Below are 26,224 nucleotides of genomic sequence, written 5' to 3' on the forward strand. Positions count from 1 at the left end.
GTGAAAGTCAGTAGCTCCAGCTGACGCTGAAACCAAAAGTTGCCGGATCGGTTTTAAAGCCATCGGGTTTGGCTAAAGGGATACCGGCGAACAGGTCGTAGCTGGCGCGGTGGTACTGGCCGCGCAGCCCTGCCACGCCCCCGGCGAGGTGTTTGCCCACCAGCGTTTCACTGCCTGCGCCGCCGACTTCGCCGTAATCCGCCCCCAGATAAAACTCCTGCCCCGGCAACGGAGTCGACCAGGCGATATCGTTACGTACGTACCAGCCGTGACTGGCGGTCAGGGTGCGCTCGCCGTCGAAGCCGCGTACCGTCCAGCGGTTGCCGATGGAAAACATATCCGGCGAAGTCAGCGGCGTGCTGCTCATCTGCCGCTGATAGCGGCTGGTAAAGCGAAAATTTTGCCCGCCCAGGGCAAAAGGCAAATTGAGCTGAGCATTGAATTGCAGGATTTTGCTGAGGGCGGTTGCTTCCCCCCATTGCTCTTCCGGCGCGGGCTGAGCGCCAAACCAGCGGGTACCGCGCTGATAGCTCACTCCGGCATCGAGAGTGGCGTTGCCCAGGTAATGGCGATGCTGCAGACCAAGCTTCCAGGCCGCCGTTTGCCGCCGCTGAACGGCAATCTCGGTGTCGTTAATGAAGTTGCGCTGCTCGCGGGCTAACACATCGGCGCTAAGCGTGGTCTTCTGACTACCGCTACGGTGCAGTACGCGGCTCATCTGGAAATCAACGTTCTTGCTTTTACCGCTGTACTGGTAATCGCCGTTGGCCCCCGCCACGGTTTGCACGTAATCGTACTGGCTGGCGGTTAATCCGAACTGCCAGTAACCCAGCGGGACCGAATAGTGACCGGTCAGGTTCTTTGAGGATTTACCGCCGTTGCCATCGAGGTTATGTGAGCCGGAAAGGTAAAAAAGATCGCTTAAGGCTAACGGGTTATCCAGGGACAACGTCAGGTTACCCTGATAGCGGCCGGTGGCATTAGAGCCGGAATCATCGAGCGAGGCGTCAACGCGCCAGAAGCGTTCCTGTTGGCGGTTAATGACAATATCGCTTTGCCCAGGCGTTTCGCCAGGAACAATTTCCATGCTGGCCTGTACCGTCGGCAGACTCTGCAAGTTTTCCAGCCCCTGCTCAATATCGCGCAGGTCCAGTAGTTTCCCGTCGGTCGCCGGAAACGCGCTCGCCAGCCACAGATAATCATCGCTGTCCTGCGTAAGCCTGGCTTCACGGATATAACCCGGCATCACCACCAGGCGCAAAACACCGCTTTTTAAATCCTGCTGCGGGGCAAGGATCCGGCTGGTGATATAACCACGATCGATTAATATATTCTGCAACTGGGCCATCAGTAGATTAATGCCCTTCCCTCCCAGACAACGCCCAATCGCTTTATTTTCCTGACGCTGGAGCGGAAGCCAATGCGGTAAGGCATCGGCGCCCTGTAAAATAATCTGTGAAATAGCAAAGCAAGGTTGTTCCACGGGAAATAAACCATCATCGGTATTTATTTCTTCCGCTGATAAATGAATATCCGGTGACGGCGGCGCGAGCTGGTTTTCCAGCGCCTGCTGGCGCTGCTGCTGGTTGATGAACTGCTGCTCACGTACGGTATCCACAGGCGCAGCCCATGCCCAGGCAGGCAATATACAGATAATTAAAACTTTATGAATGAAATTCCATTTATTCATTATAGTTAAGTCACAACGTTCCATGTCGAGTAATAAAAAGCAAAGCGTGGCATTTAATACAACCAAACCCATGTTAATATCAACATATATTATTCAAGCCGCTTCAAAAACATTACTTAAAATTATAAACGCGTTCATTACCCCAGTTTCATGATATGGATGAATCACCGTTAAGTTCTGCCGAAGACAATATGAAATCATCATGAAATAAGAATATGAGATTATGAATTAATCTCGATTCACACTGAGAGCATTAGCGCGACCTCTTTTTACGTTCTGCCGCTCCCCCATCGCACTGGGCTGAAATATGCCGTGATCTCAATCACATAATTATCTCTTGTTCACTTGATGGCCAACCGCTTATTTCAGCTAGCGACCGCTTAACCTTCCATACAACCACTCACCGATTTACCCAACTTTACGCGCGCGCTGTTCTGGCAAGATCGGAGGCAGCCTAGCTAATCAATACCTCCATCAACCCTTACTTAAAACCAGACGGCTTCGGCCAATTATTCATCTAATTAACGCCAGGTTTTACTATGGATACCAAAAAACTATTCAAGCACATACCCTGGGTGATTCTCGGAATCATCGGGGCATTTTGCCTCTCAGTCGTCGCCCTGCGCCGCGGTGAGCACGTCAGTGCCCTGTGGATCGTCGTCGCATCGGTTTCTGTGTACCTCGTCGCCTACCGTTATTACAGCCTGTACATCGCGCAGAAGGTGATGAAGCTTGACCCGACGCGCTCCACGCCGGCGGTCATTAATAACGATGGCCTGAACTATGTGCCAACCAACCGCTACGTGCTGTTTGGCCACCACTTTGCCGCGATCGCCGGCGCCGGCCCGCTGGTCGGCCCGGTACTGGCCGCGCAAATGGGTTATCTGCCGGGTACCCTGTGGCTGCTGGCCGGCGTGGTGCTGGCGGGCGCGGTACAGGACTTCATGGTGCTGTTTATCTCCTCGCGGCGTAACGGCGCCTCGCTGGGTGAGATGATTAAACAGGAGATGGGGCCGGTTCCGGGCTCTATCGCCCTGTTCGGCTGCTTCCTGATTATGATCATCATCCTCGCGGTTCTGGCGCTCATCGTGGTGAAAGCGCTGGCGGAAAGCCCGTGGGGCGTGTTTACCGTCTGCTCGACGGTGCCTATCGCCCTGTTTATGGGGATCTACATGCGCTTCCTGCGCCCAGGCCGCGTCGGTGAAGTGTCGGTTATCGGTATCGTGCTGCTGGTGGCCTCTATCTGGTTCGGCGGCGTGATTGCCCACGACCCGTACTGGGGCCCGGCGCTGACCTTTAAAGACACCACCATCACCTTTACCCTGATTGGCTACGCGTTTATTTCCGCCCTGCTGCCGGTATGGCTGATTCTGGCGCCGCGCGATTATCTGGCCACCTTCCTGAAAATCGGCGTGATCGTCGGCCTGGCGCTGGGGATCGTTATCCTTAACCCGGACCTGAAAATGCCGGCAGTAACCCAGTACATTGATGGTACCGGCCCGCTGTGGAAAGGCGCGCTGTTCCCGTTCCTGTTTATCACCATCGCCTGCGGCGCGGTCTCCGGCTTCCACGCGCTGATCGCCTCCGGCACCACGCCGAAGCTGCTGGCCAACGAAACCGATGCCCGCTTTATTGGCTACGGCGCGATGCTGATGGAATCCTTTGTTGCAGTCATGGCGCTGGTTGCGGCCTCGATTATCGAACCGGGTCTCTACTTCGCGATGAACACCCCGCCGGCGGGCCTTGGCATCGTCATGCCGAACCTGCATGAAATGGGCGGTGAAAACGCGGCGATGATCGCAGCGCAGTTGAAAGAAGTCACCGTCCACGCGGCGGCGACCGTCAGCTCCTGGGGCTTTGTGATTTCACCTGAGCAGATCCTGCAGACGGCGAAAGATATCGGCGAACCTTCGGTACTGAACCGCGCTGGCGGCGCGCCGACGCTGGCCGTCGGTATCGCCCACGTATTCCATAAAATCATCCCGATGGCGGATATGGGCTTCTGGTACCACTTCGGTATCCTGTTTGAAGCGCTGTTTATCCTCACCGCGCTGGATGCGGGTACCCGCGCAGGCCGCTTTATGCTGCAGGATCTGTTGGGTAACTTCGTGCCGTTCCTGAAAAAAACCGACTCGCTGGTCGCCGGGATTATCGGTACCGCCGGCTGCGTCGGGCTGTGGGGCTACCTGCTGTATCAGGGCGTGGTCGACCCGCTGGGCGGCGTGAAGAGCCTGTGGCCGCTGTTCGGGATCTCTAACCAGATGCTGGCCGCCGTGGCGCTGGTGCTTGGCACCGTGGTGCTGGTCAAGATGCAGCGCACCAAATATATCTGGGTCACCGTTATCCCGGCGGCATGGCTGCTGCTGTGCACCACCTGGGCGCTGGGCCTGAAGCTGTTCAGCAGCAACCCGCAGATGGAAGGCTTCTTCTTTATGGCTCAGCAGTATAAAGAGAAGATTGCCGCCGGCGGCGAGCTGACCGCGCAGCAGATCGCCAACATGAACCATATCGTGGTCAACAACTACACCAACGCCGGCCTGAGTATTCTGTTCCTGGTGGTGGTGTACAGCATCATCTTCTACGGCATCAAAACCTGGCTCAACGTGCGCAACAATAAGGTGCGTACCGACAAAGAGACCCCGTACGTGCCGGTACCGGAAGGCGGCGTGAAGACCTCGTCACATCATTAACCCTGATGCCGGATAGCGCTACGCGTATCCGGCCTACCAAAAGCGCATTAACGTAGGCCGGATATGGCGCTAGCCGCCATCCGGCTTTATTCGTTATCTGGAACTTATAATGTTTGGTAACTTAGGTCAGGCAAAAAAATATCTCGGTCAGGCGGCAAAAATGCTGATTGGCATTCCGGATTACGACAACTACGTCACGCATATGCAAACCAACCATCCGGATCAGCCGTACATGACTTATGAAGAATTCTTCCGCGAACGCCAGCAGGCCCGCTACGGCGGCGACGGCAAAGGCGGCGTACGCTGCTGTTAATGGAGGCAATAATGGCACCGATTGCAGTCACCCTACTCACCGGTTTTCTCGGCGCAGGAAAAACCACCCTCCTGCGCCATATCCTCAATGAGCAGCACGGTTTCAAAATCGCCGTGATTGAAAACGAATTCGGCGAAGTCTCCGTCGACGATCAGCTCATCGGCGACCGCGCCACGCAGATTAAAACCCTGACCAACGGCTGTATCTGCTGTACACGCTCCAACGAACTGGAAGACGCCCTGCTCGATCTCCTCGACAGTCGCGATCGCGGCGAAATCGAGTTTGACCGGCTGGTGATTGAATGCACCGGCATGGCCGACCCGGGGCCGATTATCCAGACCTTTTTCTCCCATCAGGTGCTCTGCGAGCGCTATCTGCTGGACGGCGTGATCGCCCTGGTGGACGCCGTCCATGCCGACCAGCAGATGGATCAGTTCACCATCGCCCAGTCGCAGGTCGGCTACGCGGACCGGATCCTGTTAACCAAAACCGACGTCGCCGGCGACACCGAAAAGCTGCGTGAACGGCTGGCGCGCATTAACGCGCGGGCGCCGATTTATACCGTCATTCACGGCGATATCGATTTAAGCCAGCTGTTTAACACCAGCGGTTTTATGCTGGAAGAGAAGGTTGTCAGCGCCACACCGCGCTTTCATTTTGTGGCAGAAAAACAGAATGACGTCTCGTCGATTGTGGTCGAGCTCGACTATCCGGTGGATATCAGTGAAGTTTCACGGGTAATGGAAAATCTGCTGCTCTCCTTCGCCGAGCAATTGATGCGTTATAAAGGCATGCTGTGGATCGACGGCGAGCCAAATCGCCTGCTGTTCCAGGGCGTGCAGCGCCTCTACAGCGCCGACTGGGATCGCCCGTGGGGCGATGAAACGCCGCACAGCACGCTGGTGTTTATCGGCATTCAGTTGCCGGAAGAGGAAATTCGCGCGGCGTTTGCCGGGTTACGACGCTAACCTGCCCGCCTGCGCCCTAAGGCGCAGGCCCCCTTCTCTCTGAGACCTCGTCAAAAACAGGGACCAAACGTCGGCAGCGCGTCGAAAAATGTAAAGCAACGTTTTAATAAGTAACAGTAGAAACATTTTTGGAAATTATAAGAAACTGAATGAATAGGCCCCTTAATAATTAATGACTGCTCTGTTCAGTTTCTGTTTAGCCCACCAATTAAACCACGGCTAAACAGGCTAAATTTGATGATTGACCTCGCCGTAACCCAACGTCATTACAACATTTTCAAAACACCTTCCTGACAAAACCAGCATAAAAAATCGACGCAAGTCACATTTGCAGAGGTAAACATCGCTTGTTAAGGTGCCCTCAGACAACTTTATTGACGAGGAGTAAACCATGAGAAAGCTTAACATCCTTATTCTTGCAGCCCTGACCGCGGTCTCTGGTTCCGCCATGGCGGTGGGGTTTACCGTTGAACAGGGTAAAAACTTCACTAATCTGAATATGGAAATGGGTAAATCCTCTTCTGGCCTGTACGCCGAAAGCCACTGGCTGAAGAATACCGATGATGGTAGCCAGACCGGCGGCGTGGGCGCGGGTTACAACCTGGAAGTGGGCCCGGTGATGCTCAACGCCGGCGCGAAAGCCATCTACCTCGGGCCGAAAAAAGGCGATAACGGCGTCGCGTTTCCGGTCGGCGGCGGAGTGAACGTGGCCCTGACCGACAGCATCCACGTGTTTGGCGAAGGGTATGTCGCGCCGGATGGTCTGAACAACAGCGTGAAAAACTATGTTGAAGCGAACGGCGGCGTGAGCTGGTCTCCGATTGGTCCAGTGACGTTGAAAGTGGGTTACCGCCATGTGAGCGTTGACGGTAAAGAGGGTCGCCCGAACCACACCCTGATTGATGGCGCCTATGTGGGCGGCGGGGTCACCTTCTGATTATGGTCAACGCCCCGCGATAAAGTTAAGGTGCGCTGAGCATTAGCCATAAAAAAACCTGCCGAATGGCAGGTTTTTTTATGGCCGGGTCATAGGCTTAGCGGCGCACCACCACCAGCTTCTGGTTCACAAACTCTTTGATGCCGAGATCGGAGAGCTCCCGTCCGTAACCGGAACGCTTCACGCCGCCAAACGGCAGCTCCGGCGCGGTATCGGTGAGCCAGTTGATATAAACCATTCCGGTTTCAATGGCGGAGGCCATCCGTTTGGCGCGTTCGATATCCTGACTGAACACCGCGCCGCCCAGACCATAGTGGGAATCATTGGCCAGCTGGATTGCCTCCTCATCGTTTTTCACCACGTAGATCTGCGCCACCGGGCCAAAGAACTCTTCGAAGTACGCCGGATTATCACGGGTGATACCGGTCAAAATGGTGGGTTCAAAGAAATTGCCTTCTCGAGCCACCGCTTTGCCGCCCAGATGCAGCTTAGCGCCATTTTTCACCGCCTCGTCCACCTGTTTGCTTAGGGTATCCAGCGCATCTTTGGAAGAGAGCGGCCCCAGCGTGGTGCTTTCATCCAGCGGATCGCCGATTTTCACCTGGCGAAACGCCTCGCTAAATTTTGTCAGGAACGCATCCGCGATATTTTCGTGCAGGATAAAGCGCTTGGCAGCGGTACACACCTGGCCGGCGTTGTTCAGCCGCGCCTGGACGCCGATTTTCACCGCGCGCTCCAGGTCGGCATCGTCCAGCACGACAAACACATCATTGCCGCCCAGTTCCAGCGTTGATTTCTTAATATGCTTCGCCGCCTGCGCCGCCACCACGCTGCCGGCTTTCTCCGACCCCGTTAGCGCCGCGCCCTGCACGCGATCGTCGGCGATAATCTTCGCCACCTGATCCTGGGAGATAAACAGGTTGGTCCACGCCCCCTCCGGAGCGCCGGCCTCACGCACCAGATGGGCAAAGGTCTCCGCGCAGTGCGGCACAATGCTGGCGTGTTTGGCGATAACCGGGTTACCGGCTGCCAGGTTTGGCGCCAGGACGCGCATCAGCTGGTAATAGGGAAAGTTCCACGGCTCCACCGCCAGTAAGACGCCAATGGGATGGTGCTCAACCCAGGCTTCACCCAGTTCGGAGGGATACTTCACCGGCGCCAGGAACGATTTGGCGTTATCGGCGTAATAGCGGGCGATCTGCGCGCAAAGTTTCACTTCGCCGCGGCTCTGCTTAATGAGTTTCCCCATCTCCTGGCTAGCGATTTTTGCCAGCTCCTCCGCCCGGCTATCAATCAGATCAGCCAGCTTATGCAGTACCGCCAGGCGCGGTTCAATATCGCCTTTTGCCCAGGCAGAATGGTAGAGCGCATCCGCCTGCTGCAGCGCCGCCTCCACGTCCGCATCGCTGTGCGCCGGGTACGTTTTAATAAGCTGATTGTTCGCAGGATTCACCGTCTGATAGGCCATATCGCATGTCTCCTTGTTATCGCTACTAAGGCAGTCAAAAATGCCGTTAAGGATATTAAGGGTAGTCGAGATGGCTGGCGATGCGGGTAAAGTTAGGTATATCCGGAATATTCCATAACGAGGCTAACCGGGGCGACCGTCAGGCCGCCCCGGCGTTATCAATGCGCCAGCGCGGCGATCTCGTCGGCGGTCAGGCCGGTGATTTTCACCACCGTCTCGCGGGCAATGCCGTCGGCCAGCATCCTCTGGGCAATGCGCAGCGCCTCGGCATGCTGTCCTTCTTGTCTGCCTTCAAGCCGGCCTTCCCGTTTGCCTTTTCTGCGGCCCACTTCCTGTAATCTTTCAGCAATAGTCATCAATCTCTCCCTGTGCTGAGGAACCCGTTGCGCCACTTCGTGGATAAACCGGCCAAAGCGGCGCGCGTTGCCAGTCTGCAGCAGATAATTAAACAGCGTTTTTAGCTGTCTGTCATTAGCGTCCCCGCTAAGTAAAATCGTCGTCAGTTGCTCAACAATGCCCATTAAATCGCGCTGGCGAATATGCTTCTGTATCAGCTCGAGTAATGCCACGCGCCGGTGGCGAACGATCTCATCGTCGGGGATCACCGTGACATCCACCAGCGGAAAGGGCGAGATATAAAGCTCACTCGCCAGCTGTGGATCGGCAAAACAGTCCAGCCAGTTGAGTGACCACGGGTATGGCGTGGTCGCTCCGTGATAGAAGAGCATCGGCACCACCAGCGGCAGTTTTGTATGACCGCCATCAAGATGGCGCTGCATCGCGGCGATGGCGTAGCGCATCAGGCGGAAGGCCATCTGCGCATCCGGCGAGCTCTGATGTTCGATAACCACATAAATGTAGCCCTCGCCAGACGCGGTTTTGAGTGACCACAGCACATCGGAGTACCAGGCCCGCAGGCTCTCCTCGATAAAGCTTGCCGATTCCAGCTGTAAGGTATCGAGGTCGCAGCGCTGACGCAGCGCAGGCGGTAGATGGATCGCCAGAAAATCGCGCGCGGTGTCGGCCTGAGTGAGGAACTGTTTAAACACCGCATCATGCGGCGTCGAGGTGGTGCCCTTTGCCATCGGCTCATCCCTGCCTGCTTATCCTGCAGGGACTCTACATCCCATGAATGTCTCTGGCACCCCGGAAACCGGGATTTTACATTCCGCTACGAAAACATATTTCCCCGGACTGCAAGCGTGACATCCTTTTTCGACGCGGTACGCAAATCCAGGCGGGCGACAGCCTCGGCGCAGCATGCTATAAACGGCTTATCCCCGCAGCAAAGGCCAAAGCAGTGAACCATACCCGAGATATCCCCCAAACCTTCTGGCGAGACGATCGTCTGCCGTGGCTGGAGCTGCGCAGCACCCGGCGCAGCCGCCGGGCCTATAAGCGCCACAGCCACCCCCAGCTCTCGGTGGGGGCGATTATCGAGGGGGAAACGCGCTGCCTGTGCGCTGGCCAGGAGTACCTGCTACAGCCCGGGGATCTGATCGTGATCCCGCCGCACGCGCCGCATAGCTGTAATCCGCTGCATGGCAGGCCGCGCAGCTATCACATGCTTTACCTGGACGTGACATGGTGCCGCGCGCAGCGCCCGGATATTCCCCCTGGCGCCAGTATCGCCTCGCCGCAGCCGCTGCTGCGCGACAGCCCTCTCTTTGCCAGTTTCCAGCAGGTTGTCGCCCTGATGAGCCGCGGGAGCCTTGAACAACTGCCCGCCCGGCTTGCGCAACTCCTGCACGCGCTGCCGCTGTGCGCCGCCGCGCCGCAGGCGCCACATCACGCCAGCGCCCTGCTGTTTCAGCGCCTGGCGATGGATCTGCCGGCGTCGCCGTCGCTGGATAAGCTGGCCCACGAGAGCGCGCTTCGTAAAGAGACCGTTATCCGCGCCGTGAAACAAGATACCGGCCTGACGCCTGCCAGTTTGATCAACATGGCGCGCATCGAATATGCGAAAACGCGCTTACGCGCCGGGGATCCTATCGCCGACGTCGGCTATCAGGCTGGCTTTGCCGATCAGAGCCATTTCCATAAAACCTTTGTCAGCTATACCGCCGCCACGCCGCGGCAGTATGCGCAAAGCAGATCAATATCTGACAATAAGTAATACGCCACCTGGCGTAGGGTGGCCTCTGCACCATTATCGAGGCCACTATGCATACCTTATCGACGCTCTTTCCCGCCGCCTTCCCGGCGTTAGCCCTGTCCCACTTTGTCGCTCTGCTCAGTCCGGGCCCTGATTTTTTTCTGCTGGTCGGCTACGCCGTGCGCTACCGGATCCGCGTCAGCATCGGATTGTGTCTCGGCATCGCCGCAGGCAATGCGCTGTATATTGTGCTCGCCATCGTCGGCTGGGGGCTTCTGCGCCAGGCGCCGCTGCTTTTTTTGCTCATCGAGCTGCTGGGGGCGGGCTATTTATTGTGGATTGGCAGCCTGCTGATACGCAGCCGTCCCGCGACGCTGGCGATGGAGAGCGTTCGCGCAGCGCGTCCGGGGTTCGGCAGGCAGCTGCTGCTGGGGCTGGGGTCATCGCTGCTCAACCCCAAAAACGCCCTGTTTTATCTGGCGCTGATGACTTCCCTGCTCGGGCCGGCTGTGACCCTGCTTCAGCAAACGGTGAGCGGGCTGTGGATGGTCAGCGTGGTGTTCTTCTGGGATTTACTGCTGGTGAGCGCGATTGCGCTGCCGCAGATACAGCGCCGCCTGGGCGCCATCGTCTGGCGAGTCGAGCGGGCGGCGGGGGCGATCCTGATGCTCTTCGGCCTGGGGATTATCTGGCGATTTTTGCACGACCTCGCCGTCAGGCTATATGCTTAAGCATATGGAAAAACTCGCTGAACTGAAACGCGCCAAACTGCTGGCGCTGTCGCTGCTGCTGATTGCAGCCGCCATTTTTATCACTACCCTCGCGCTACCACCATCGCCCTGGGTCGGTGCGCTAAAAGCTATTTCCGAAGCGGCGATGGTCGGGGCGCTGGCCGACTGGTTTGCGGTCGTGGCTCTGTTTCGCCGTATTCCGCTGCCCTTTGTCGCCCGCCATACGGCGATTATTCCGCGCAATAAAGACCGCATCGCCGACAACCTCGGCCGCTTTGTCGAGGAAAAGTTCCTTGATACCCCGTCGCTGGTCGCGCTGATCCGCCGCTATCAGCCAGCCCTGATGCTCGGCAACTGGTTCAGCCAGCCGGAGAACGCCCGACGGGTCGGCCAGCACCTGCTGCAGGTGATGAGCGGTTTTCTCGAACTGACCGATGACGCGCGCATTCAACGTCTGCTGCGACGCGCGGTGCATAAGGCTATCGATAAGGTCGACCTGACGCAGACCAGCGCCATGATGCTGGAGGGACTGACCCGCGACAATCGCCATCAAAAGCTGCTCGATTCGCTGATAAACCAACTGATCGCCCTGCTGCAGCGCGACAGCTCCCGCGCCTTTATCGCCCGCGGCATCGTACACTGGCTGGAGACCGAACACCCGCTGAAGGCCAAACTCCTACCCACCGAGTGGCTCGGCGAGCACAGCGCTGAGATGGTCACCGACGCGGTGAATACCCTGCTGGACGAGGTGACTCACGACCGTACGCATCAGATCCGTCAGACTTTTGACCGCGCCGTGCAAAAGCTTATCGATAACCTGAAATCCGACCCGGATATGGCGCAGAAGGCCGATAACATCAAAGCCTGGCTAAAAAATAATGAGACCTTTAACCACTATCTTGGCGAAGTATGGGGCGACCTGCGCGGCTGGGTAAAAAACGATATCAGCAGCGACGACTCACGTATTAAGCAGCGCATCGCCGAGGCGGGGCAGTGGTTCGGTGAAACCTTACTCCGCGACGACGCGCTGCGCGAATCGCTTAACGAACACCTGGAGCAGGCGGCGCACCGGGTGGCGCCGGAGTTCGCCGCCTTCCTCACCCGCCATATCAGCGACACAGTGAAGAGCTGGGACGCCCGCGATATGTCGCGGCAGATCGAGCTCAATATCGGTAAAGATCTGCAGTTCATCCGCATCAACGGTACCCTGGTGGGGGGAACCATCGGCCTGTTGTTGTGGCTGCTCTCGCAGATCCCCTCGCTGCTGCATCTGCATATTGGTTAGCAATGATACTATCCGAACAATAGCGCTGATAAATATTCCACAGGGAGGGCGAGATGATGCACAGGATTTCCCACTGGCTGAGCCGACACGCCGCCGCGCTGTTCTTCCCCGCGGCGTTAATTCTGTATGATTTTTCCGCTTATCTCACTACCGATCTGATCCAGCCGGGGATCCTGCACGTGGTGCGGGATTTCAATGCTGATGTGGCGCTGGCTCCGGCCTCGGTGAGCCTGTATATGGCCGGCGGCATGGCGCTACAGTGGCTGCTGGGGCCGCTCTCTGACCGGATAGGACGGCGTCCGGTGCTGCTCACCGGCGCGCTGATTTTCACCCTCGCATGCCTGGCGACCCTGTTCACCACCTCCATGACGCAGTTCCTGATTGCTCGCTTCGTGCAGGGCACCAGCATCTGCTTTATCGCCACCGTCGGCTACGTCACCGTACAGGAGGCCTTTGAGGAAAAAAGGTCGATCAGGCTGATGGCAGTGATCACCTCCGTCGTGCTGGTGGCGCCGATCGTCGGCCCGCTCTCCGGCGCGGCGCTGATGCATTTCATCCACTGGAAAGCCCTGTTCGGCATTATCGCCGCCATGGGGCTGGTAGCCTGGCTCGGCCTACTGTTGACCATGCCGGAGACGGTGCGCCGCGGCGATGTGCCGTTCAGCCCCCTGGGCGTGCTGCGCGATTTTCGCAACGTCTTTCGCAACCGCATCTTTTTACTCGGCGCCGCCACGCTGTCGCTGAGCTATATTCCGCTGATGAGCTGGGTGGCGGTATCGCCGGTAATTTTAATGGACGCCGGCGGACTGACCACCAGCGAGTTCGCCTGGAGCCAGGTGCCGGTCTTCAGCGCCGTTATCATCGCCAACCTGTCGGTGGCGCGCTGGGTAAAAGACCCTACCCGCCCGCGCTTTGTCCTCAGCGCGGTGCCGGTACAGATGCTCGGCCTGGCCATCCTGATCGTTGGCAATCTGGTATGGCACCACGTTTGGCTGTGGTCGGTGCTCGGCACCTGCTTCTACGCCTTCAGCATCGGGCTGATTTTCCCGACGCTGTTTCGCTTTACCCTCTTTTCCAACGACCTGCCGAAAGGCACGGTCTCCGCCTCGCTGAATATCGTGATCCTCAGCGTCAGCGCGTTATCAATTGAAGGCGCGCGCTGGCTGTGGTTCCATGGCGGCAGACTCCCCTTCCACCTGTTGGCGGTGGCCGCCGGGATTGTCGCCGCCTGCTGCCTGGCCGGACTGTTACGCCACCAGCGCGGACAAGCGGTGATCGAAGCCCGGCAGTCGTGAGCCCTTTTACGGAGAAAGCCCCATCATGAATGACATTGAACTCAGCCAGGCGCAGCGCGACCTGCTGCGCGACAGGCTCAGCAAGTACTGCGCAGAGACCTTCGACCTCGAACTGGAGCAGTTTGACGCCGAATTTTTCGTCGACTTTATCGCCAAAGAGCTGGGGCCGCTGTTTTACAACGCCGGTATCGAAGAGGCCATCCGCACCCATCAGGCATGGAGCGAGCGTATCCAGGAAGAGATGGATTTGAAAAAGGTCTATTAACACCGCGTACAGACGCAGGAGATCAATAAAACCCTGCATACACCATGGCTATAATGGCGACTCTTTCAGCATCTCCCGTGTACGGGGAAGGAAAACCATGTCGCTTATCACCGATCTACCCGCCATTTTTGACCAGTTCTCAGAAGCTCGCCAGAAGGGCTTTCTCACCGTCATGGATCTTAAAGAGCAGAACGTACCGCTGGTGGGCACTTACTGCACCTTTATGCCCCAGGAGATCGCCATGGCGGCGGGCGCCGTTGTCGTCTCGCTGTGCTCAACCTCCGATGAAACCATCGAGGAAGCGGAAAAAGATCTCCCGCGCAACCTCTGCCCGCTTATCAAAAGCAGCTACGGCTTCGGCAAAACCGATAAATGTCCCTACTTCTATTTCTCTGACCTGGTGGTTGGGGAAACCACCTGCGACGGCAAAAAGAAAATGTATGAGTACATGGCCGAGTTCAAGGCGGTCCACGTCATGCAGTTGCCGAACAGCGCCAGCGATGCCGCCTCGCGCGCACTGTGGAAAACGGAGATCCTGCGCCTGCAGCAGGTGATTGAGGCCCGGTTTGGCACGCCGATTAGCGAGGCGGCGCTGCGCGAAGCCATCGTGTTGAAAAATCGCGAGCGCCGGGCGCTGGCCCACTTTTATCGTCTCGGGCAGCTCAATCCGCCGGCGCTCAGCGGCGGCGACATCCTGAAAGTGGTGTACGGCGCCACTTTTCGTTTCGACAAAACCGCCCTGATTGATGAACTGCATGCCATGGCGGAGCGCATCCATCAGGAGTGGCAGCAGGGTAAACGGCTGGAACCTCGTCCGCGGATCCTGATCACCGGCTGCCCGATCGGCGGCGCGGCGGAAAAAGTGGTCCGCGCCATCGAGGAAAACGGCGGCTGGGTGGTCGGCTATGAGAACTGCACCGGCGCGAAAGCGACCGAGCGCTGCGTGGCGGAAGAGGGTGACGTCTACGACGCCTTAACCGATAAATATCTCGCCATCGGCTGCTCCTGTATCTCCCCCAACGACCAGCGTCTGCAGCTGCTGAGCCAGATGGTGGAGGAGTATCAGGCCGACGGGGTGATCGACGTCATTTTGCAGGCCTGCCATACCTATGCCGTGGAATCGCTGGCGATTAAACGCCATCTGCGCCAACAGCACGATCTTCCTTACATGGCGATTGAAACCGACTATTCGACAGCGGACCTCGGCCAGCTCAGCACCCGCGTCGCCGCCTTTATCGAAATGCTTTAAGGAGCTGGCGTGAACTATACGGTTGGCATTGATTCCGGCTCCACCGCCACAAAAGGCATCCTGCTGGCGGACGGCGTCATCGTGCGCCGCTTCCTCTGCCCCACCCCCTTTCGCCCCGCCGACGCCATCCACGAGGCCTGGGAGACACTGCGCGCTGGCCTCACGGAGACGCCTTTTTTAACCCTCACCGGCTATGGCCGCCAGCTGGTGGATTTTGCCGATAAGCAGGTGACGGAGATCTCTTGTCACGGCCTCGGCGCCCGCCTGCTGGCGCCGGACACCCGCACGGTGATTGATATCGGCGGCCAGGACAGCAAAGTTATCCAGCTGGACGCCGGGGGCAACCTCAGCGACTTCCTGATGAATGACAAATGCGCCGCCGGCACCGGCCGTTTTCTGGAAGTCATTTCACGCACCCTCGGCGCCAGCGTCGAACAACTGGACGCCATTACCGACGGCGTGGAACCGCACGCCATTACCAGTATGTGCACGGTGTTTGCCGAATCGGAGGTCATCAGCCTGCGGTCGGCCGGCGTCGCGCCGGAGGCGATTCTGGCGGGGGTGATTAACGCCATGGCCCGGCGCAGCGCGAACTTTATCGGCCGCTTATCGGCGCAGGGGCCGCTGCTGTTTACCGGCGGCGTCAGCCACTGCGCCGCCTTTGCCCGGATGCTGGAAAGCCATGTCGGCATGGCGGTGACAACCCATTCCGACGCCCAGTTTGCCGGGGCGATCGGCGCGGCGCTGATCGGCCAGCGCCAGCGGAGGCGCGGATGACAACGTTTCTGTTTTTATTTCACTCCACGGTGGGGGTGGTGCGGATGCGCAAAGCCCTGCAGGCGGCGGGAGTGGCCTTCGAGGTCAAAGATATACCCCGCCAGCTGCGCAGCGGCTGCGGGCTGTGCATCCTGCTGGAGGGGACGGAAGCCGATGCGCGAGGCTGGATCGTCCCGGAACAGACGGCGGCGCTGTATCAGCAGAACGGGGAAGCATGGCGCTGTCTCGCCACCTTCCCACCTGCAGATTAATCGCTCACCACAAAGCGCGTCGCCGCGAAGCAGTTCAGCAGGCGGTGCATGAGAAAAACCAGGGTCAGCGTCACCACCAGCGAGACCGTCACCGAGGTGATGCGGTACAGATCGCTGAACACCAGATCCTGATACGGATGCAAATTCTGGCCGAACATAATGCCGATGGTAGTGATGCTGGCGAAGCCCACCCCGGCGCCCACTTTCTCCATCACGTGTAGGCGGGCGCTGAAGGCCAGCCCGAGACCAATCAGCGGCATCATCAGGATCATGTGGTTGCTGAAATCATAGATAATCAGCTGCACCACCAGTATATAGAGACAGGCCAGCACCACCCCGACGACGCGCCAGATCGAGCTGATCACCGCCCCGCGATAGTGCATCGGGAACAGGATCAGGATCCCGGCCATCAGCGCCGACAGCGAGTCGCTGAGATCGCAGATCTGAAACACCACAAAGATGATCGTCGCTACCGTACCGGAGAGCAGCGACTCATGACGGATGCGGGCGGCGTCTTTCTCAATCCGCGGCGGCGGCTTGCGCGGTTCGACGTCCGGGATCAGGTAATGCAGCAGCGCGCTCAGCGCCACGGCCATCACGCAGGCTTCCATATTGGAGAACATCAGGGTGTGCCAGTTGCTGGTGGGATAGCTCATAAAGTTGAGCATCGTGCTCTGGCACACCACCCCCATTGATCCCAACAGGAACAGCGGTCCCTGGCTCATAAAGCGGAAACGCATCACGTACAGGGCAAACACCACCAGGGTCATGATCACCGGCCACTGCGACAAATAGCCGACAATTAGCACCATTTCGACACAGTTTACCGCCGCGCTAAATATAAACTGGCGGGCGACGTGCAGGTTGAACATCGGTACCAGCGACATCAGCATCAGCGGATAAACGACGAAAAATACGCCGTACTGTACGTCGTAGAAGGTGGAGATGCTGAGCGCAATGGTCCCGGCCACGGCGATACGCACCGTCTGGCGAAAATCATTCGCCGTGTAGACGATATTGCCGTGCGGGGTAAAGACATGCGCCAGGGTATTAATAGACATAGTGCAACCAGCTCACCAGGTGGATCTGCAGGCCGGCGAAGGTGCGGGCGAAAGGTCCCTCGCTATTGTACAGCTGCACCGTAGCGCGGGCGCCGGTCGGCAGCGGTTTGTCCAGCGGCTGATCCAGCGCGACGTGAATGCGCATCCGCTGGGCGTCGCGCACCCAGCGGGTGGACTGCTCGGGCTGCGACAGCTGGCCGTTCACCGCCTCCTGTCCCGCCAGAATCCCGGCGTCGCTGCTGGTCACGTGCGCCGGGAAGACTTGACCCGGCAGGGCGTCAAAGACCACCGCCGCATCGGTATTCACCGCGGTGTGGCGCAGGCTTTTTTCGCGGAAGTCGGCGACGATGTCAGTGTTGTTGTTAACCAATGCCAGCACAGCCGTCGCCGCGGTGGCGTAGATCCCCGGGTTCAGCTGCAGGTTGCTGACCATGCCGTCAGTTTCCGCACGCACTTTGGTCCAGGCCAGGTTCAGCTGCGCCTCCTCCAGCGCATTACGGTATTTCTGCAGGGTGACGTTGCGCTTATCGTCGCGCTCGCCGCGCTGGATCAGCAGGTTCTGGATCTGCGCGTTCAGCGCCGAGACCGACTGCTCGCTGATCTGCCAGGTGGTTCGCACCTTATCGAGGTCGGACTGCGAGACGTTCTGCATCGTACTCAAGCGCTGGTAGCGATCGAGCGTGACCTTATCGTTACGCGCGGTGTACTGCGCAGTGCGCAGGTTGGCGCGGGCGGCGGCGATTTGCGCGTCCAGCTGCTGGTTGCTCAGTTTCGCCTGCTCGAGGGCGATCTGCGCCGCTTCAACTTTATTAATGAATGGCGTTGGGTCGAGCTCATACAGCAGGTCGCCCTTTTTCACCTGGCTGTTGTTGTGCACGTAGACGTGCGAGACATAGCCGGAGACCCGCGACGAAACCGGGGTCACCACGCGCATGACGGTGGAGTCCGGCGTCAGCGGGATCCAGATATCGGCAACGATAAACCAGGCGAATATTCCCAGAAAAGCGGCAATACTCACCCGTACCCAGCGGGCAAATTTTTGTTCAGGCGTCATCATAGTGTGTTAGATCTTGTTATCTTCTTCGCGGATATTCCGCAAACGGCAGGCGATTTGATTTAACGTGGCGCTGAAGGTGGCGAGATCGGCCTCCGGGATGGTCTGGGTTACGCGCTCCTGATAGGTCTCGATCACGCAGCTCAGTTTTTCCAGAATAGCCCGCCCCTCAGCGGTCAGCGTCAGCAGGCGAATGCGTTTGTCATATGGCGATGTGGAACGCACCAGATAGCCCTGCTTTTCCAGTAATGAGAGGGTGCGCATTAGCGGCGGCAGTTCAATGCCCTGCACCTCCGCCAGTTCGCTGACCGAGACGTTGTCTCCCAGCTGATGCAGTTGCATCAGCACCGTCCAGCTGGACTGGGTGAGTCCGGTATCGGTGATAGCGGAGTCAATAATGGCGCGCCACTGGCGCACCACCATAGCCATCCGCATCCCCAGCGGGCGGCGGGCAAACAGTTCGTCTTCAGTCACGGGTCTTCCTCTCATTATTGAGAAGAAAATAATACTTATCAGGGTAAGCATCAAGAAACGGAAGCTCGTGCCGCATCAATTGATAAATTTCGTGAATGTATCCCGGCGGCACTTTGCGCTCACCGGGATAATGAAGAAGGTTTGCCTGTAAAAAACCGCACGTTTTAATTGATCTGGTCCCGACGCAGGCCGATATCTTTCAGCTGTTCGTCGCTCATTTGCTGCAAAACTCTGCGCGTTTGCCCCTGAAGCCACCATTTTTTGATAAACCGCACCAGCAGTACGAAACCGATAAATGGCTGTCTTGCCCTGTTCTCGTGAAATTCCATCCTCTACCTCCTCACCTTGCCAGAGGCTTTATCTTCACGGATTTGGGGGTAAGGAATACAGATTCACAAAACGCTTTTCTTTAACATACAGATTAGCTAAAACGTACACCAGAGCCCAATTTTTACGCCAATCTGTACTGGTTATTCCATCTGTATGGCGGCAATTAAGGATACAGTATGACCCGCTACCAACATCTCGCTACGCTGCTGGCCGAACGCATCGAACAGGGCCTGTATCGCCATGGCGAAAAGCTGCCGTCGGTGCGCAGCCTGAGCCAGGAGCACGGCGTCAGCATCAGCACCGTCCAGCAGGCCTATCAGCTGCTTGAGCAGCAGCAGATGATTGTGCCGCAGCCGCGATCGGGCTATTTCGTCGCCCCGCGCAAAGCCCAGCCGCCGGTGCCGCCGATGTCGCGTCCGGTCCAGCGCCCGGTGGAGATAACCCAGTGGGATCAGGTGCTGACCATGCTTGACGCCCGCTACGATAAATCGATCATCCCCTTCGGCGGCGGCTCGCCGGACGTGACGCAGCCAAGCCTGAAGCCCATCTGGCGTGAACTGAGCCGGGCTATCCAGCACAACCTCACTGAGGTGTTGAACTATGACGAACTGGCCGGGCGTCGCGAGCTACGGGAGCAGATCGCCCGCCTGATGCTCGACGGCGGATCGGTGGTAACTGCCGACGATCTGGTGCTCACCAGCGGCTGCCACAGCGCGCTGTCGCTGGCCCTGCTGTCGGTGTGCCAGCCAGGGGACATCATCGCCGTGGAATCCCCCTGCTACTACGGCACCATGCAGATGCTGCGCGGGCTGGGATTAAAGACCATTGAGATCCCCACCGATCCGGAAACCGGGATCAGCATCGAGGCCCTGGAGCTGGCGCTGGATCAGTGGCCGATCAAAGGGGTGATCCTCGTGCCAAACTGCAATAACCCTCTGGGCTTTATCATGCCGGACGCCCGCAAGCGCGCGGTGCTGAACCTTGCCCAACGCTACGATATCGTTATTTTCGAAGATGATATTTACGGCGAGCTGGCCACCGAATACCCGCGCCCGCGCACGATCCACTCCTGGGATATCGACGGCCGGGTGATGCTCTGCAGCTCCTTTACCAAAACCATCGCCCCCGGGCTGCGTATCGGCTGGATCGCCCCCGGGCGCTACTACGACAAGCTGCTACAGATGAAGTACGCCGCCAGCGGGACCAACGTCCCCTCCACTCAGCTGGCGGCCTGCAATTTTATTCGCGAAGGCCACTACCACCGCCACGTGCGGCGGATGCGGCAGATCTATCAGCGCAATATCGAGATCTACACCTGCTGGCTGCGGGAATTTTTCCCCTGCGGGATCTGCGTCACCCGGCCGAAGGGCGGTTTTATGCTGTGGGTTGAGCTCCCGGAGCAGGTAGATATGGTCTGCGTCGCCAAGCAGCTGTGCCGGCTGAAGATCCAGGTAGCGCCGGGCTCGCTGTTTTCGGCAGCGGGCAAGTATCGCAACTGCGTCAGGATCAACTGCGCCCTGCCGCCGACCGAGAAACATAAAGCGGTGATGGTGAAGCTGGGAGAAGCGGTGAAGGTGGCGATGGAGTGAATTTAACCTGTTCTCCCCGGTGGCGCTGCGCTTACCGGGGCTACGGGTGATCTAGCGTCTGCGAAGCAGCTTCACTGATCAAAAAACACCATCCCCTTATACGGCTGTTCGCGGCAGGCGGCCAGACGCTGGGCGAGACTGCCGACGTGCAGCTCCAGCTTATGGCCATCGGGATCGAGGAAATAGTGCGAGGCACCTTCGCTACGGTTCAGCTTCCAGATCGCCACGCCGGCAGCCTCAAGGCGGGCGGCGAAGCTAGCAAAATCGGCTTCGCTAATACTAAACGCATAATGGGTGTAGTCGCTCTCTTCCGGCGGAGTAACGCGCCGCTGCGGATCCAGCGACAGGCACAGCCACAAATCGCCGCAGGAGAGATAAGCCCCGCTGTCCCAGCGGGCATGCAGCGTCATGCCCAGCAGCTGCTGATAAAACGCCACGCTCGGCGCCAGCTGGCTGACTGCCAGGGTCAGGTGATTCAGTCCACTCAGCATGTCTGTTCCTCCAGTGAATTCACAATGAACTGACGCAGCCATTGATGCGCCGGGTCGCGGTGCCAGCGCTCGTGCCACAGCATCAGCATCTCAAAGCCGGCGACCGCCAGCGGCGGCTCGACGACCACCAGCCCGCTCTGCCCGCGCACCAGCCGCTCCGGCAGGACCGCCACCAGATCGCTATTGCGCAGGGTCTCCAGCATAAACAGGAAATGTGGCACGGAAAGGACAACCCGCCGCGTCAGTCCGAGGTTCGCCAGCGCGATATCGGTCGCCGCGCTGAAGCCGCCCCCGTCCGGGGAGACGATCACGTGCTCCAGCTGACAGAACGTTTCCAGGCTAAGCCCAGGCCGCAGCGCCGAATGTTCCGCCCGGCCAGCCAGCACGTAGCGTTCGCGAAACAGCAGGCGCTGATGCAGCCCCGGCGGCGCGCCCTCGCGGGTATGAAAGAAAAGATCTACTGTATCGTTGGCCGCCTGCTGCTCCAGCCGCGCAGGCTGCAGCTCGAATACCGCCAGCCGACTGCCGGGAGAGGCCTGGCGTAACCCAGCCAGCATCGGCAGGAGGATCGCCGAGGCCATATAGTCCGTCGCCGCCACCCGCCAGGTCTCCGCCGCCGTGGCCGGATCAAAAGGGCTGACCGGCGCCACCGCCTGCTCCAGCGCGGCTAACGCAGCGCGCAGCGGCTGGCGAAGCTCATCGGCGCGGGCGGTGGGCTGCATGCCGCGCGGGCCCGGCATCAGCAGCGGATCGGCGAAAATCTCCCGCAGCCTGGCGAGCTGAATACTTACCGAGGGCTGCGACAGATTCAGCCGCTGCGCCGCCCGGGTAACGTTGTTTTCGTTAAGCAGCACATCCAGGGTGCGCAACAGATTGAGATCCAGACGCTGTAAATTAATCACGACTATACCGGGAATTTAAGTAATTAATTTCTACTATAGCGTCAGCTTTCCTACTCTGCAGCTCTCCATACGCCAGAGGTGATATTATGAAAGTACTGCTGATTTACGCCCATCCGGAACCGCGCTCGCTCAATGGCGCGCTGAAAAATTTCGCCATCCGCCATCTGCAGCAGGCCGGGCATGAAGTGCAGGTTTCCGATCTCTACGCTATGCGCTGGAAGGCCGGGTATGACGCCGACGATAGCGGCGCCCCGCCGGTCGGCGAGTTCTGGCGGCCGACCCTCGATTCCAAACAGACCTTTGCCCAGGGCACCCAAAGTGCGGATATCGCAGCCGAGCAGGAAAAGCTGCTGTGGGCCGATACGGTGATTTTCCAGTTCCCGCTATGGTGGTTCTCGATGCCCGCCATCATGAAGGGCTGGATCGACAGGGTGTACGCCTGGGGCTTTGCCTATGGCGTCGGCGAGCACAGCGACCGCCACTGGGGGGATCGCTACGGGGAAGGCACTTTCGTCGGCAAGCGGGCGATGCTGATCGTCACCGCCGGCGGCTGGGCGGAACACTATTCACCGCGCGGGATCAATGGCCCCATCGACGACATCCTGTTCCCCATTCAGCACGGTATGCTGTTCTACCCCGGCTTTGAGGTGCTTCCGCCGCTGGTGTTCTACCGCACGGATAAAACCGATGCCGGGCAGTTCGCCGATCAGTGCGCCGCCCTGGCCGAGCGGCTGGACACGCTGTGGCAAACCGAGCCCATTCCATTCCGCCGCCAGAATCATGGCGATTATCTGATCCCGTCGCTGACGCTGCGCCCGGAGCTGGCGCCAGGGCAAAGCGGCCTGGCGGTGCATTTGCGTAGCGAATAACTGGCTATCCCGTCTTCGCCCCCGAGGACGGGTCATTTACCCGACTCTCTCCAGTCCCAGCATGCCTCGCGCCTGGATAAAGCACAGCAGCAATACGCCCCACAGCGCCATCGTCAGATAGGGGCTGATACCGAGGATATTGAACCCACTCTCAATAATCTGCAGCAGGAACAGCGCGAGCACCATCCCAACGATGCGCCCGCTACCGCCATCCGGATTCACGCCGCCAAGCACCGCCGCGAGGATCGACACCAGCAAATACGATTCCCCATAAGATGCTTTGGCTGAGTTCAGCTTCGACATCATCAGAAACGCAGCCACCGCGCAGAGCAGGGCCGAGATGACATATACCCACATCAACACCCGCCGGGTATTGATCCCGGAATAATGGGTCGCCCGTTCGTTGGATCCGATCAACATGATCGCCCGACCCAGCGGGCTTTTCTCCAGCAGCACCCACAGCCCGGCCGCCACCACCGCAAAAAGCCACATTGGCAGCGGAATACCGAACCACTGGGCGTGATTCAGCCACAGCACCCACTGCGGATAGTTAGCGATGGCGCTGCCGCCGGTGATCAGAATATTTATCCCTTTGAGCAGGGTCATCATGCCAAGGGTAGCCAGGATCGGCGAAACGCGGATCCCGGCGATCAATATCCCGTTGCACAGGCCAATGATCATCGCCGCCCCTCCGCCGGCCAGCAGCGTCGCCAGCGCGGTAGCGCCCCCAGGCGGATAGCTCGTCGCCACCCAGGCCATCACCAGCGAGCAGGCGTTAGCCGTCGCGATAATTGACAAATTAATGCCGCCGCAAAGCATAGTCATGGCCATCGCCAGCGCCAGGATCCCCAGCACCGGCATTTGCGAGGCAATCGACTGGAAATTGCTTACAGACCAGAAGATGTTTGGCATGGCGATGCTAAAGGCGATAACCATCAGCAGCAGCAGGCCGATCAGGTAAAACTCAACGTTGTTGCGCCACGATTTTTTCATAACAAGCTCCGGTTCTGATGCTGGCTCCATGCCGTTACGCTGATGCTGACGACGATGATCGCCCCAGTGATCAGGGTCTGCCAGTAGGAGGAGACCCCTAGCAGGTTCAGGCCGTTCTGCATCACCGCCAGTAAAATCACCCCCAGCAGCGTACCGGTGAGAGTTCCGCGCCCGCCAATCAGGCTGGTGCCGCCCAGCACCACCGCCGCCAGCACCGTCAGCTCATAGCCCAGCAGTGAATCCGGCGCAACGGTCATCACTGTCCACGCCTGCACGACACCTGCGGCCCCCGACATTAGTCCCATATAGCCATAAACGAACAGCTGCAGGCGGAGCACGCTGAAGCCGACGCGGCTGGCGGATTCCCGGTTGCCCCCCATGGCATAGATCTTGCGGCCAACGGTGGTGAAATTCATGATAAACGCGGTCAACAGCACCACGACGATCATCGTCAGCAGCGGCAGCCCCAGGCCATAATCGTAACCTTCGGCATCGGTATATTTGAACAGCATAACCCCCTTTTCAAACCATGGAGGGAAGTCGTAGAGCCAGACACCTTTGCTTAACCACAGCAGCAAACCGTAGAAAATGTTGAGCGTAGAAATGGTGATAATGATCGAGGGCACCCGCAGACGATTAACCAACAGCGCGTTCACCAGCCCCAGCAGCACGCCGATGCCGCCGGCAAGCACAAAAGCCACCGCGAAGTTGCCGCCTACTTTTTGCAGCATCACCACCATGCCGTACTGGGCGATAATGGTCATAGCCGGGAAGGAGATATCAATCCCGCCGGCGATCAGCACCACGAACAGACCACAGGCGAGAATGGTCAGCATCGCATAGTTATTAGCGAGGTCGTAAAGATTGCCGAAAGTGAAAAATTCCTCACTGCGCCAGCCCAGCAGCAGGCACAGCGCAATAATGAACATGCCTAACCAGAATTCATGTCGTTTCAACAGATTAGCCATTGACCACCTCCGCTATCTGCTGCTGGGTACTGCTGTCCGGCAGGAAGCTATGGGTCAACTCGCCCTGCTTCATCACCAGGATGCGATGACTCTGGTACCACGCCTCTTCAATCTCGTCGCAAATCATCAGCACGGCGATACCATGGGCAGCCAAATCGCTGATGATATGATAGATCCCGGCTTTGTTTGCGATATCCACCCCCACGGTTGGGCTATCGAGGATCAGCAGCTTAGGAGAGATCGCCAGCCATTTGGCGATAGAAACGCGCTGGGCATTACCACCGGAGAGGGTATTCACCGGCAGATGCGTATCCGGCGCCTTAATGGTCAACGCGTTGACCATTCTTGCGACCAGCTGCTGAGCTTTACTATCACTCAATAGTCCGCAAGCGCCTTTCACTTTATGAAACACGGTGCTGATAATGTTGTTTTCAATCGACTGACTCATCACCAGGCCGCGCGACATACGGTCCTCGGAGACATAGCCGATACCGTGGCGGATAGCGTCCTGATTGCTACGCAACCGCACCGGCTGGCCATTTATCAGGATCTCGCCGCTGTCAGGGCGGGTCATGCCGAAAAGGCTCAGGCACAGCTCTGTTCGCCCGGCGCCCAACAGGCCGACTATCGACACCACTTCTCCGGCTTCGACCTTCAGGGAGACGTTATGATATTCCCCCTTGCGGCTGAGATTGCGCACCTCCAGCACCGGCGTACTGCCCTGCCCCTGCCACAGATCGCGCACCTGAAAGTCAAACTCCTGGCCCGTCATCAGAAAACCGAGCCGGCGGGTGGTTACCTCTGCCGCCGGCAAGGTGCCGACCAGATTGCCATCCTTCAGCACGCTGATGCGGTCCGATACGGCCATGACCTCTTCCAGACGGTGGCTTACGAAGACGATGCAGATCCCCCTCTCACGCAGCTGGCGCACCACATGCAATAGTCCCTCCACTTCCTGATGGGTCAATGAGGCCGTGGGTTCATCCATAATGATAAGCCGGGCATCCTGCGCCAGCGCGCGGCAGATAGCCACCAGCTGACAGCGAGCGATGGAGAGCGATTCCACGGCGGCATCCAGCGGCAGCGAGACGTTAATACTGCGCATCGCCTGCTCCGCACTGCGTCGCAGTTCGCTGCGCCTCACCAGCACGCCGCGATGATAGTGGTTTATAGCAATGTTCTCCCACACGCTGAGATTGGGAAACAGCGACAGATCCTGATAAATCACCTGGATCCCATGGGCGACAGAGGCCGCTGGCGTCAGTTTGGGCCACGTCTTGCCGCCCAGCATCATCGCTGCGCCTTCATCCGGGCGATAGACGCCAGAGATAATTTTGATCAACGTCGACTTCCCGCAACCGTTCTGCCCGGCCAGGCAGTGCACTTCTCCGGGCATAAAGTCGATGCTGATATCATTGAGCGCGCGGTTGGCGTGGAAGGTTTTGCTGACGTGTCGAAGGGAAAGGAAAGGTTCCATAG

The 26,224-nt window shown here is 58.5% G+C and carries 26 protein-coding genes; 14 read left to right on the forward strand and 12 right to left on the reverse strand.

Features of this window, described 5'->3' with window-relative positions:
- Nucleotides 1-7: 7 nt before the first annotated feature.
- On the reverse strand, nt 8-1,690 hold the full coding sequence (locus tag KB890_RS11065; protein ID WP_020806109.1) for a ShlB/FhaC/HecB family hemolysin secretion/activation protein: 1,683 nt from the start codon (nt 1,688-1,690) through the stop codon (nt 8-10).
- 539 nt (nt 1,691-2,229) lie between these two features.
- Between KB890_RS11065 and KB890_RS11070 the strand changes: the two genes are divergently transcribed.
- The 4 genes from KB890_RS11070 to KB890_RS11085 all read left to right on the forward strand — a co-directional run bounded on the left by KB890_RS11070 (nt 2,230) and on the right by KB890_RS11085 (nt 6,598).
- Complete coding sequence (locus tag KB890_RS11070; RefSeq protein ID WP_002887454.1) at nt 2,230-4,380, forward strand: carbon starvation protein; 2,151 nt, start codon at nt 2,230-2,232, stop codon at nt 4,378-4,380.
- 109 nt (nt 4,381-4,489) lie between these two features.
- Nucleotides 4,490-4,693, forward strand: a complete 204-nt coding sequence (locus KB890_RS11075; RefSeq protein WP_002887451.1) for a YbdD/YjiX family protein — start codon at nt 4,490-4,492, stop codon at nt 4,691-4,693.
- A gap of 11 nt (nt 4,694-4,704) precedes the next feature.
- Nucleotides 4,705-5,661, forward strand: a complete 957-nt coding sequence (yjiA, locus tag KB890_RS11080) for a GTPase (RefSeq protein WP_002887442.1) — start codon at nt 4,705-4,707, stop codon at nt 5,659-5,661.
- A gap of 391 nt (nt 5,662-6,052) precedes the next feature.
- Nucleotides 6,053-6,598 (forward strand): YfaZ family outer membrane protein, encoded by a 546-nt coding sequence (locus KB890_RS11085; RefSeq protein ID WP_004177540.1) that lies wholly within the window; start codon nt 6,053-6,055, stop codon nt 6,596-6,598.
- A 97-nt stretch (nt 6,599-6,695) separates the two neighbouring features.
- Here KB890_RS11085 and KB890_RS11090 read toward each other — a convergent pair whose 3' ends face one another.
- The gene (locus KB890_RS11090) at nt 6,696-8,066 is read right to left on the reverse strand and encodes an NAD-dependent succinate-semialdehyde dehydrogenase (RefSeq protein WP_004146105.1); all 1,371 of its coding nucleotides are present in this window, start codon (nt 8,064-8,066) and stop codon (nt 6,696-6,698) included.
- A gap of 158 nt (nt 8,067-8,224) precedes the next feature.
- Nucleotides 8,225-9,151 (reverse strand): Rpn family recombination-promoting nuclease/putative transposase, encoded by a 927-nt coding sequence (locus KB890_RS11095; protein WP_002887421.1) that lies wholly within the window; start codon nt 9,149-9,151, stop codon nt 8,225-8,227.
- Nucleotides 9,152-9,366: 215 nt separating this feature from the next.
- Between KB890_RS11095 and KB890_RS11100 the strand changes: the two genes are divergently transcribed.
- The 8 genes from KB890_RS11100 to KB890_RS11135 all read left to right on the forward strand — a co-directional run bounded on the left by KB890_RS11100 (nt 9,367) and on the right by KB890_RS11135 (nt 16,014).
- Nucleotides 9,367-10,182 (forward strand): helix-turn-helix domain-containing protein, encoded by an 816-nt coding sequence (locus tag KB890_RS11100; RefSeq protein ID WP_020325222.1) that lies wholly within the window; start codon nt 9,367-9,369, stop codon nt 10,180-10,182.
- 47 nt (nt 10,183-10,229) lie between these two features.
- Nucleotides 10,230-10,892: a LysE family translocator gene (locus KB890_RS11105; protein WP_020325212.1), complete on the forward strand. Its 663-nt coding sequence runs from the start codon at nt 10,230-10,232 to the stop codon at nt 10,890-10,892.
- Nucleotides 10,885-12,177: a DUF445 domain-containing protein gene (locus KB890_RS11110; RefSeq protein ID WP_020325223.1), complete on the forward strand. Its 1,293-nt coding sequence runs from the start codon at nt 10,885-10,887 to the stop codon at nt 12,175-12,177. The genes KB890_RS11105 and KB890_RS11110 overlap by 8 nt, the downstream gene beginning before the upstream one ends.
- 53 nt (nt 12,178-12,230) lie before the next feature.
- Entirely contained in the window at nt 12,231-13,472 is a 1,242-nt protein-coding gene (gene mdtM / locus KB890_RS11115; protein ID WP_020325219.1) for a multidrug efflux MFS transporter MdtM, read from the forward strand.
- A gap of 25 nt (nt 13,473-13,497) precedes the next feature.
- Nucleotides 13,498-13,737 (forward strand): DUF2164 domain-containing protein, encoded by a 240-nt coding sequence (locus tag KB890_RS11120; protein ID WP_002887416.1) that lies wholly within the window; start codon nt 13,498-13,500, stop codon nt 13,735-13,737.
- A gap of 97 nt (nt 13,738-13,834) precedes the next feature.
- Nucleotides 13,835-14,986, forward strand: coding sequence for a double-cubane-cluster-containing anaerobic reductase (locus KB890_RS11125; protein ID WP_002887414.1), 1,152 nt, complete (start codon nt 13,835-13,837; stop codon nt 14,984-14,986).
- Nucleotides 14,987-14,995: 9 nt separating this feature from the next.
- Complete coding sequence (gene yjiL, locus KB890_RS11130) at nt 14,996-15,763, forward strand: putative 2-hydroxyacyl-CoA dehydratase activator YjiL (RefSeq protein WP_020325218.1); 768 nt, start codon at nt 14,996-14,998, stop codon at nt 15,761-15,763.
- Nucleotides 15,760-16,014, forward strand: coding sequence for a putative Se/S carrier protein (locus tag KB890_RS11135; protein WP_004214168.1), 255 nt, complete (start codon nt 15,760-15,762; stop codon nt 16,012-16,014). Before yjiL ends, KB890_RS11135 begins: the two co-directional genes overlap by 4 nt.
- Here KB890_RS11135 and KB890_RS11140 read toward each other — a convergent pair.
- From KB890_RS11140 to KB890_RS11155, 4 genes are all read right to left on the reverse strand, one after another.
- Nucleotides 16,011-17,075, reverse strand: a complete 1,065-nt coding sequence (locus KB890_RS11140) for a DUF2955 domain-containing protein (RefSeq protein WP_002887411.1) — start codon at nt 17,073-17,075, stop codon at nt 16,011-16,013. The genes KB890_RS11135 and KB890_RS11140 overlap by 4 nt on opposite strands.
- On the reverse strand, nt 17,065-18,132 hold the full coding sequence (locus KB890_RS11145; RefSeq protein WP_020325213.1) for an HlyD family secretion protein: 1,068 nt from the start codon (nt 18,130-18,132) through the stop codon (nt 17,065-17,067). Before KB890_RS11145 ends, KB890_RS11140 begins: the two co-directional genes overlap by 11 nt.
- A gap of 6 nt (nt 18,133-18,138) precedes the next feature.
- Nucleotides 18,139-18,603, reverse strand: a complete 465-nt coding sequence (locus KB890_RS11150) for a MarR family winged helix-turn-helix transcriptional regulator (protein ID WP_004177547.1) — start codon at nt 18,601-18,603, stop codon at nt 18,139-18,141.
- 164 nt (nt 18,604-18,767) lie between these two features.
- A complete protein-coding gene (locus KB890_RS11155; RefSeq protein WP_020325220.1) occupies nt 18,768-18,932 on the reverse strand; it encodes a DUF1127 domain-containing protein in 165 nt (54 codons plus the stop codon).
- A 177-nt stretch (nt 18,933-19,109) separates the two neighbouring features.
- Here KB890_RS11155 and KB890_RS11160 point away from each other — a divergent pair, with 177 nt between their 5' ends.
- Nucleotides 19,110-20,522, forward strand: coding sequence for an aminotransferase-like domain-containing protein (locus KB890_RS11160; protein WP_002887384.1), 1,413 nt, complete (start codon nt 19,110-19,112; stop codon nt 20,520-20,522).
- Between the two features lie 71 nt (nt 20,523-20,593).
- Here the strand turns inward: KB890_RS11160 and fosA are convergent, their stop codons facing one another.
- Together fosA and KB890_RS11170 are read right to left on the reverse strand one after the other, a co-directional pair.
- Nucleotides 20,594-21,013 carry a FosA5 family fosfomycin resistance glutathione transferase gene (gene fosA / locus KB890_RS11165; RefSeq protein ID WP_004146118.1) on the reverse strand — a complete coding sequence of 140 codons (420 nt, stop codon included), beginning with the start codon at nt 21,011-21,013 and terminating at the stop codon, nt 20,594-20,596.
- Nucleotides 21,007-21,915, reverse strand: a complete 909-nt coding sequence (locus tag KB890_RS11170; RefSeq protein ID WP_020325211.1) for a LysR family transcriptional regulator — start codon at nt 21,913-21,915, stop codon at nt 21,007-21,009. Before KB890_RS11170 ends, fosA begins: the two co-directional genes overlap by 7 nt.
- Nucleotides 21,916-22,001: 86 nt before the next feature.
- On the opposite strand from KB890_RS11170, the gene KB890_RS11175 reads away from it, so the two are divergent.
- A complete protein-coding gene (locus tag KB890_RS11175) occupies nt 22,002-22,784 on the forward strand; it encodes an NAD(P)H-dependent oxidoreductase (RefSeq protein WP_020325221.1) in 783 nt (260 codons plus the stop codon).
- A gap of 36 nt (nt 22,785-22,820) precedes the next feature.
- On the opposite strand, the gene KB890_RS11180 is transcribed toward KB890_RS11175, so the two are convergent.
- From KB890_RS11180 to KB890_RS11190, 3 genes are read right to left on the reverse strand one after another with little or no spacing between them, the layout of a single operon-like run.
- A complete protein-coding gene (locus KB890_RS11180) occupies nt 22,821-23,777 on the reverse strand; it encodes an ABC transporter permease (protein WP_004178479.1) in 957 nt (318 codons plus the stop codon).
- A complete protein-coding gene (locus KB890_RS11185) occupies nt 23,774-24,745 on the reverse strand; it encodes an ABC transporter permease (RefSeq protein ID WP_004178477.1) in 972 nt (323 codons plus the stop codon). The genes KB890_RS11180 and KB890_RS11185 overlap by 4 nt, the downstream gene beginning before the upstream one ends.
- Nucleotides 24,738-26,222 (reverse strand): sugar ABC transporter ATP-binding protein, encoded by a 1,485-nt coding sequence (locus KB890_RS11190; RefSeq protein WP_004178475.1) that lies wholly within the window; start codon nt 26,220-26,222, stop codon nt 24,738-24,740. Before KB890_RS11190 ends, KB890_RS11185 begins: the two co-directional genes overlap by 8 nt.
- Nucleotides 26,223-26,224 lie beyond the last annotated feature (2 nt).

It is taken from the genome of Klebsiella sp. P1954, from assembly GCF_018199955.1.
Classification (GTDB): Bacteria; Pseudomonadota; Gammaproteobacteria; order Enterobacterales; family Enterobacteriaceae; genus Klebsiella; species Klebsiella pneumoniae.

Coding starts and splice junctions, on each gene's coding strand:
- KB890_RS11175 (WP_020325221.1), top strand. CDS start 22,002: ATGAAAGTACTGCTGATTTACGCCCATCCGGAACCGCGCTCGCTCAAT.
- fosA (WP_004146118.1), bottom strand. CDS start 21,013: ATGCTGAGTGGACTGAATCACCTGACCCTGGCAGTCAGCCAGCTGGCG.
- KB890_RS11180 (WP_004178479.1), bottom strand. CDS start 23,777: ATGAAAAAATCGTGGCGCAACAACGTTGAGTTTTACCTGATCGGCCTG.
- KB890_RS11085 (WP_004177540.1), top strand. CDS start 6,053: ATGAGAAAGCTTAACATCCTTATTCTTGCAGCCCTGACCGCGGTCTCT.
- KB890_RS11095 (WP_002887421.1), bottom strand. CDS start 9,151: ATGGCAAAGGGCACCACCTCGACGCCGCATGATGCGGTGTTTAAACAG.
- KB890_RS11140 (WP_002887411.1), bottom strand. CDS start 17,075: ATGTCTATTAATACCCTGGCGCATGTCTTTACCCCGCACGGCAATATC.
- KB890_RS11070 (WP_002887454.1), top strand. CDS start 2,230: ATGGATACCAAAAAACTATTCAAGCACATACCCTGGGTGATTCTCGGA.
- KB890_RS11160 (WP_002887384.1), top strand. CDS start 19,110: ATGACCCGCTACCAACATCTCGCTACGCTGCTGGCCGAACGCATCGAA.
- KB890_RS11135 (WP_004214168.1), top strand. CDS start 15,760: ATGACAACGTTTCTGTTTTTATTTCACTCCACGGTGGGGGTGGTGCGG.
- KB890_RS11075 (WP_002887451.1), top strand. CDS start 4,490: ATGTTTGGTAACTTAGGTCAGGCAAAAAAATATCTCGGTCAGGCGGCA.
- mdtM (WP_020325219.1), top strand. CDS start 12,231: ATGATGCACAGGATTTCCCACTGGCTGAGCCGACACGCCGCCGCGCTG.
- KB890_RS11155 (WP_020325220.1), bottom strand. CDS start 18,932: ATGGAATTTCACGAGAACAGGGCAAGACAGCCATTTATCGGTTTCGTA.
- KB890_RS11110 (WP_020325223.1), top strand. CDS start 10,885: ATGCTTAAGCATATGGAAAAACTCGCTGAACTGAAACGCGCCAAACTG.
- KB890_RS11065 (WP_020806109.1), bottom strand. CDS start 1,690: ATGAATAAATGGAATTTCATTCATAAAGTTTTAATTATCTGTATATTG.
- KB890_RS11185 (WP_004178477.1), bottom strand. CDS start 24,745: ATGGCTAATCTGTTGAAACGACATGAATTCTGGTTAGGCATGTTCATT.
- KB890_RS11190 (WP_004178475.1), bottom strand. CDS start 26,222: ATGGAACCTTTCCTTTCCCTTCGACACGTCAGCAAAACCTTCCACGCC.
- KB890_RS11120 (WP_002887416.1), top strand. CDS start 13,498: ATGAATGACATTGAACTCAGCCAGGCGCAGCGCGACCTGCTGCGCGAC.
- KB890_RS11090 (WP_004146105.1), bottom strand. CDS start 8,066: ATGGCCTATCAGACGGTGAATCCTGCGAACAATCAGCTTATTAAAACG.
- KB890_RS11125 (WP_002887414.1), top strand. CDS start 13,835: ATGTCGCTTATCACCGATCTACCCGCCATTTTTGACCAGTTCTCAGAA.
- KB890_RS11105 (WP_020325212.1), top strand. CDS start 10,230: ATGCATACCTTATCGACGCTCTTTCCCGCCGCCTTCCCGGCGTTAGCC.
- KB890_RS11145 (WP_020325213.1), bottom strand. CDS start 18,132: ATGATGACGCCTGAACAAAAATTTGCCCGCTGGGTACGGGTGAGTATT.
- yjiA (WP_002887442.1), top strand. CDS start 4,705: ATGGCACCGATTGCAGTCACCCTACTCACCGGTTTTCTCGGCGCAGGA.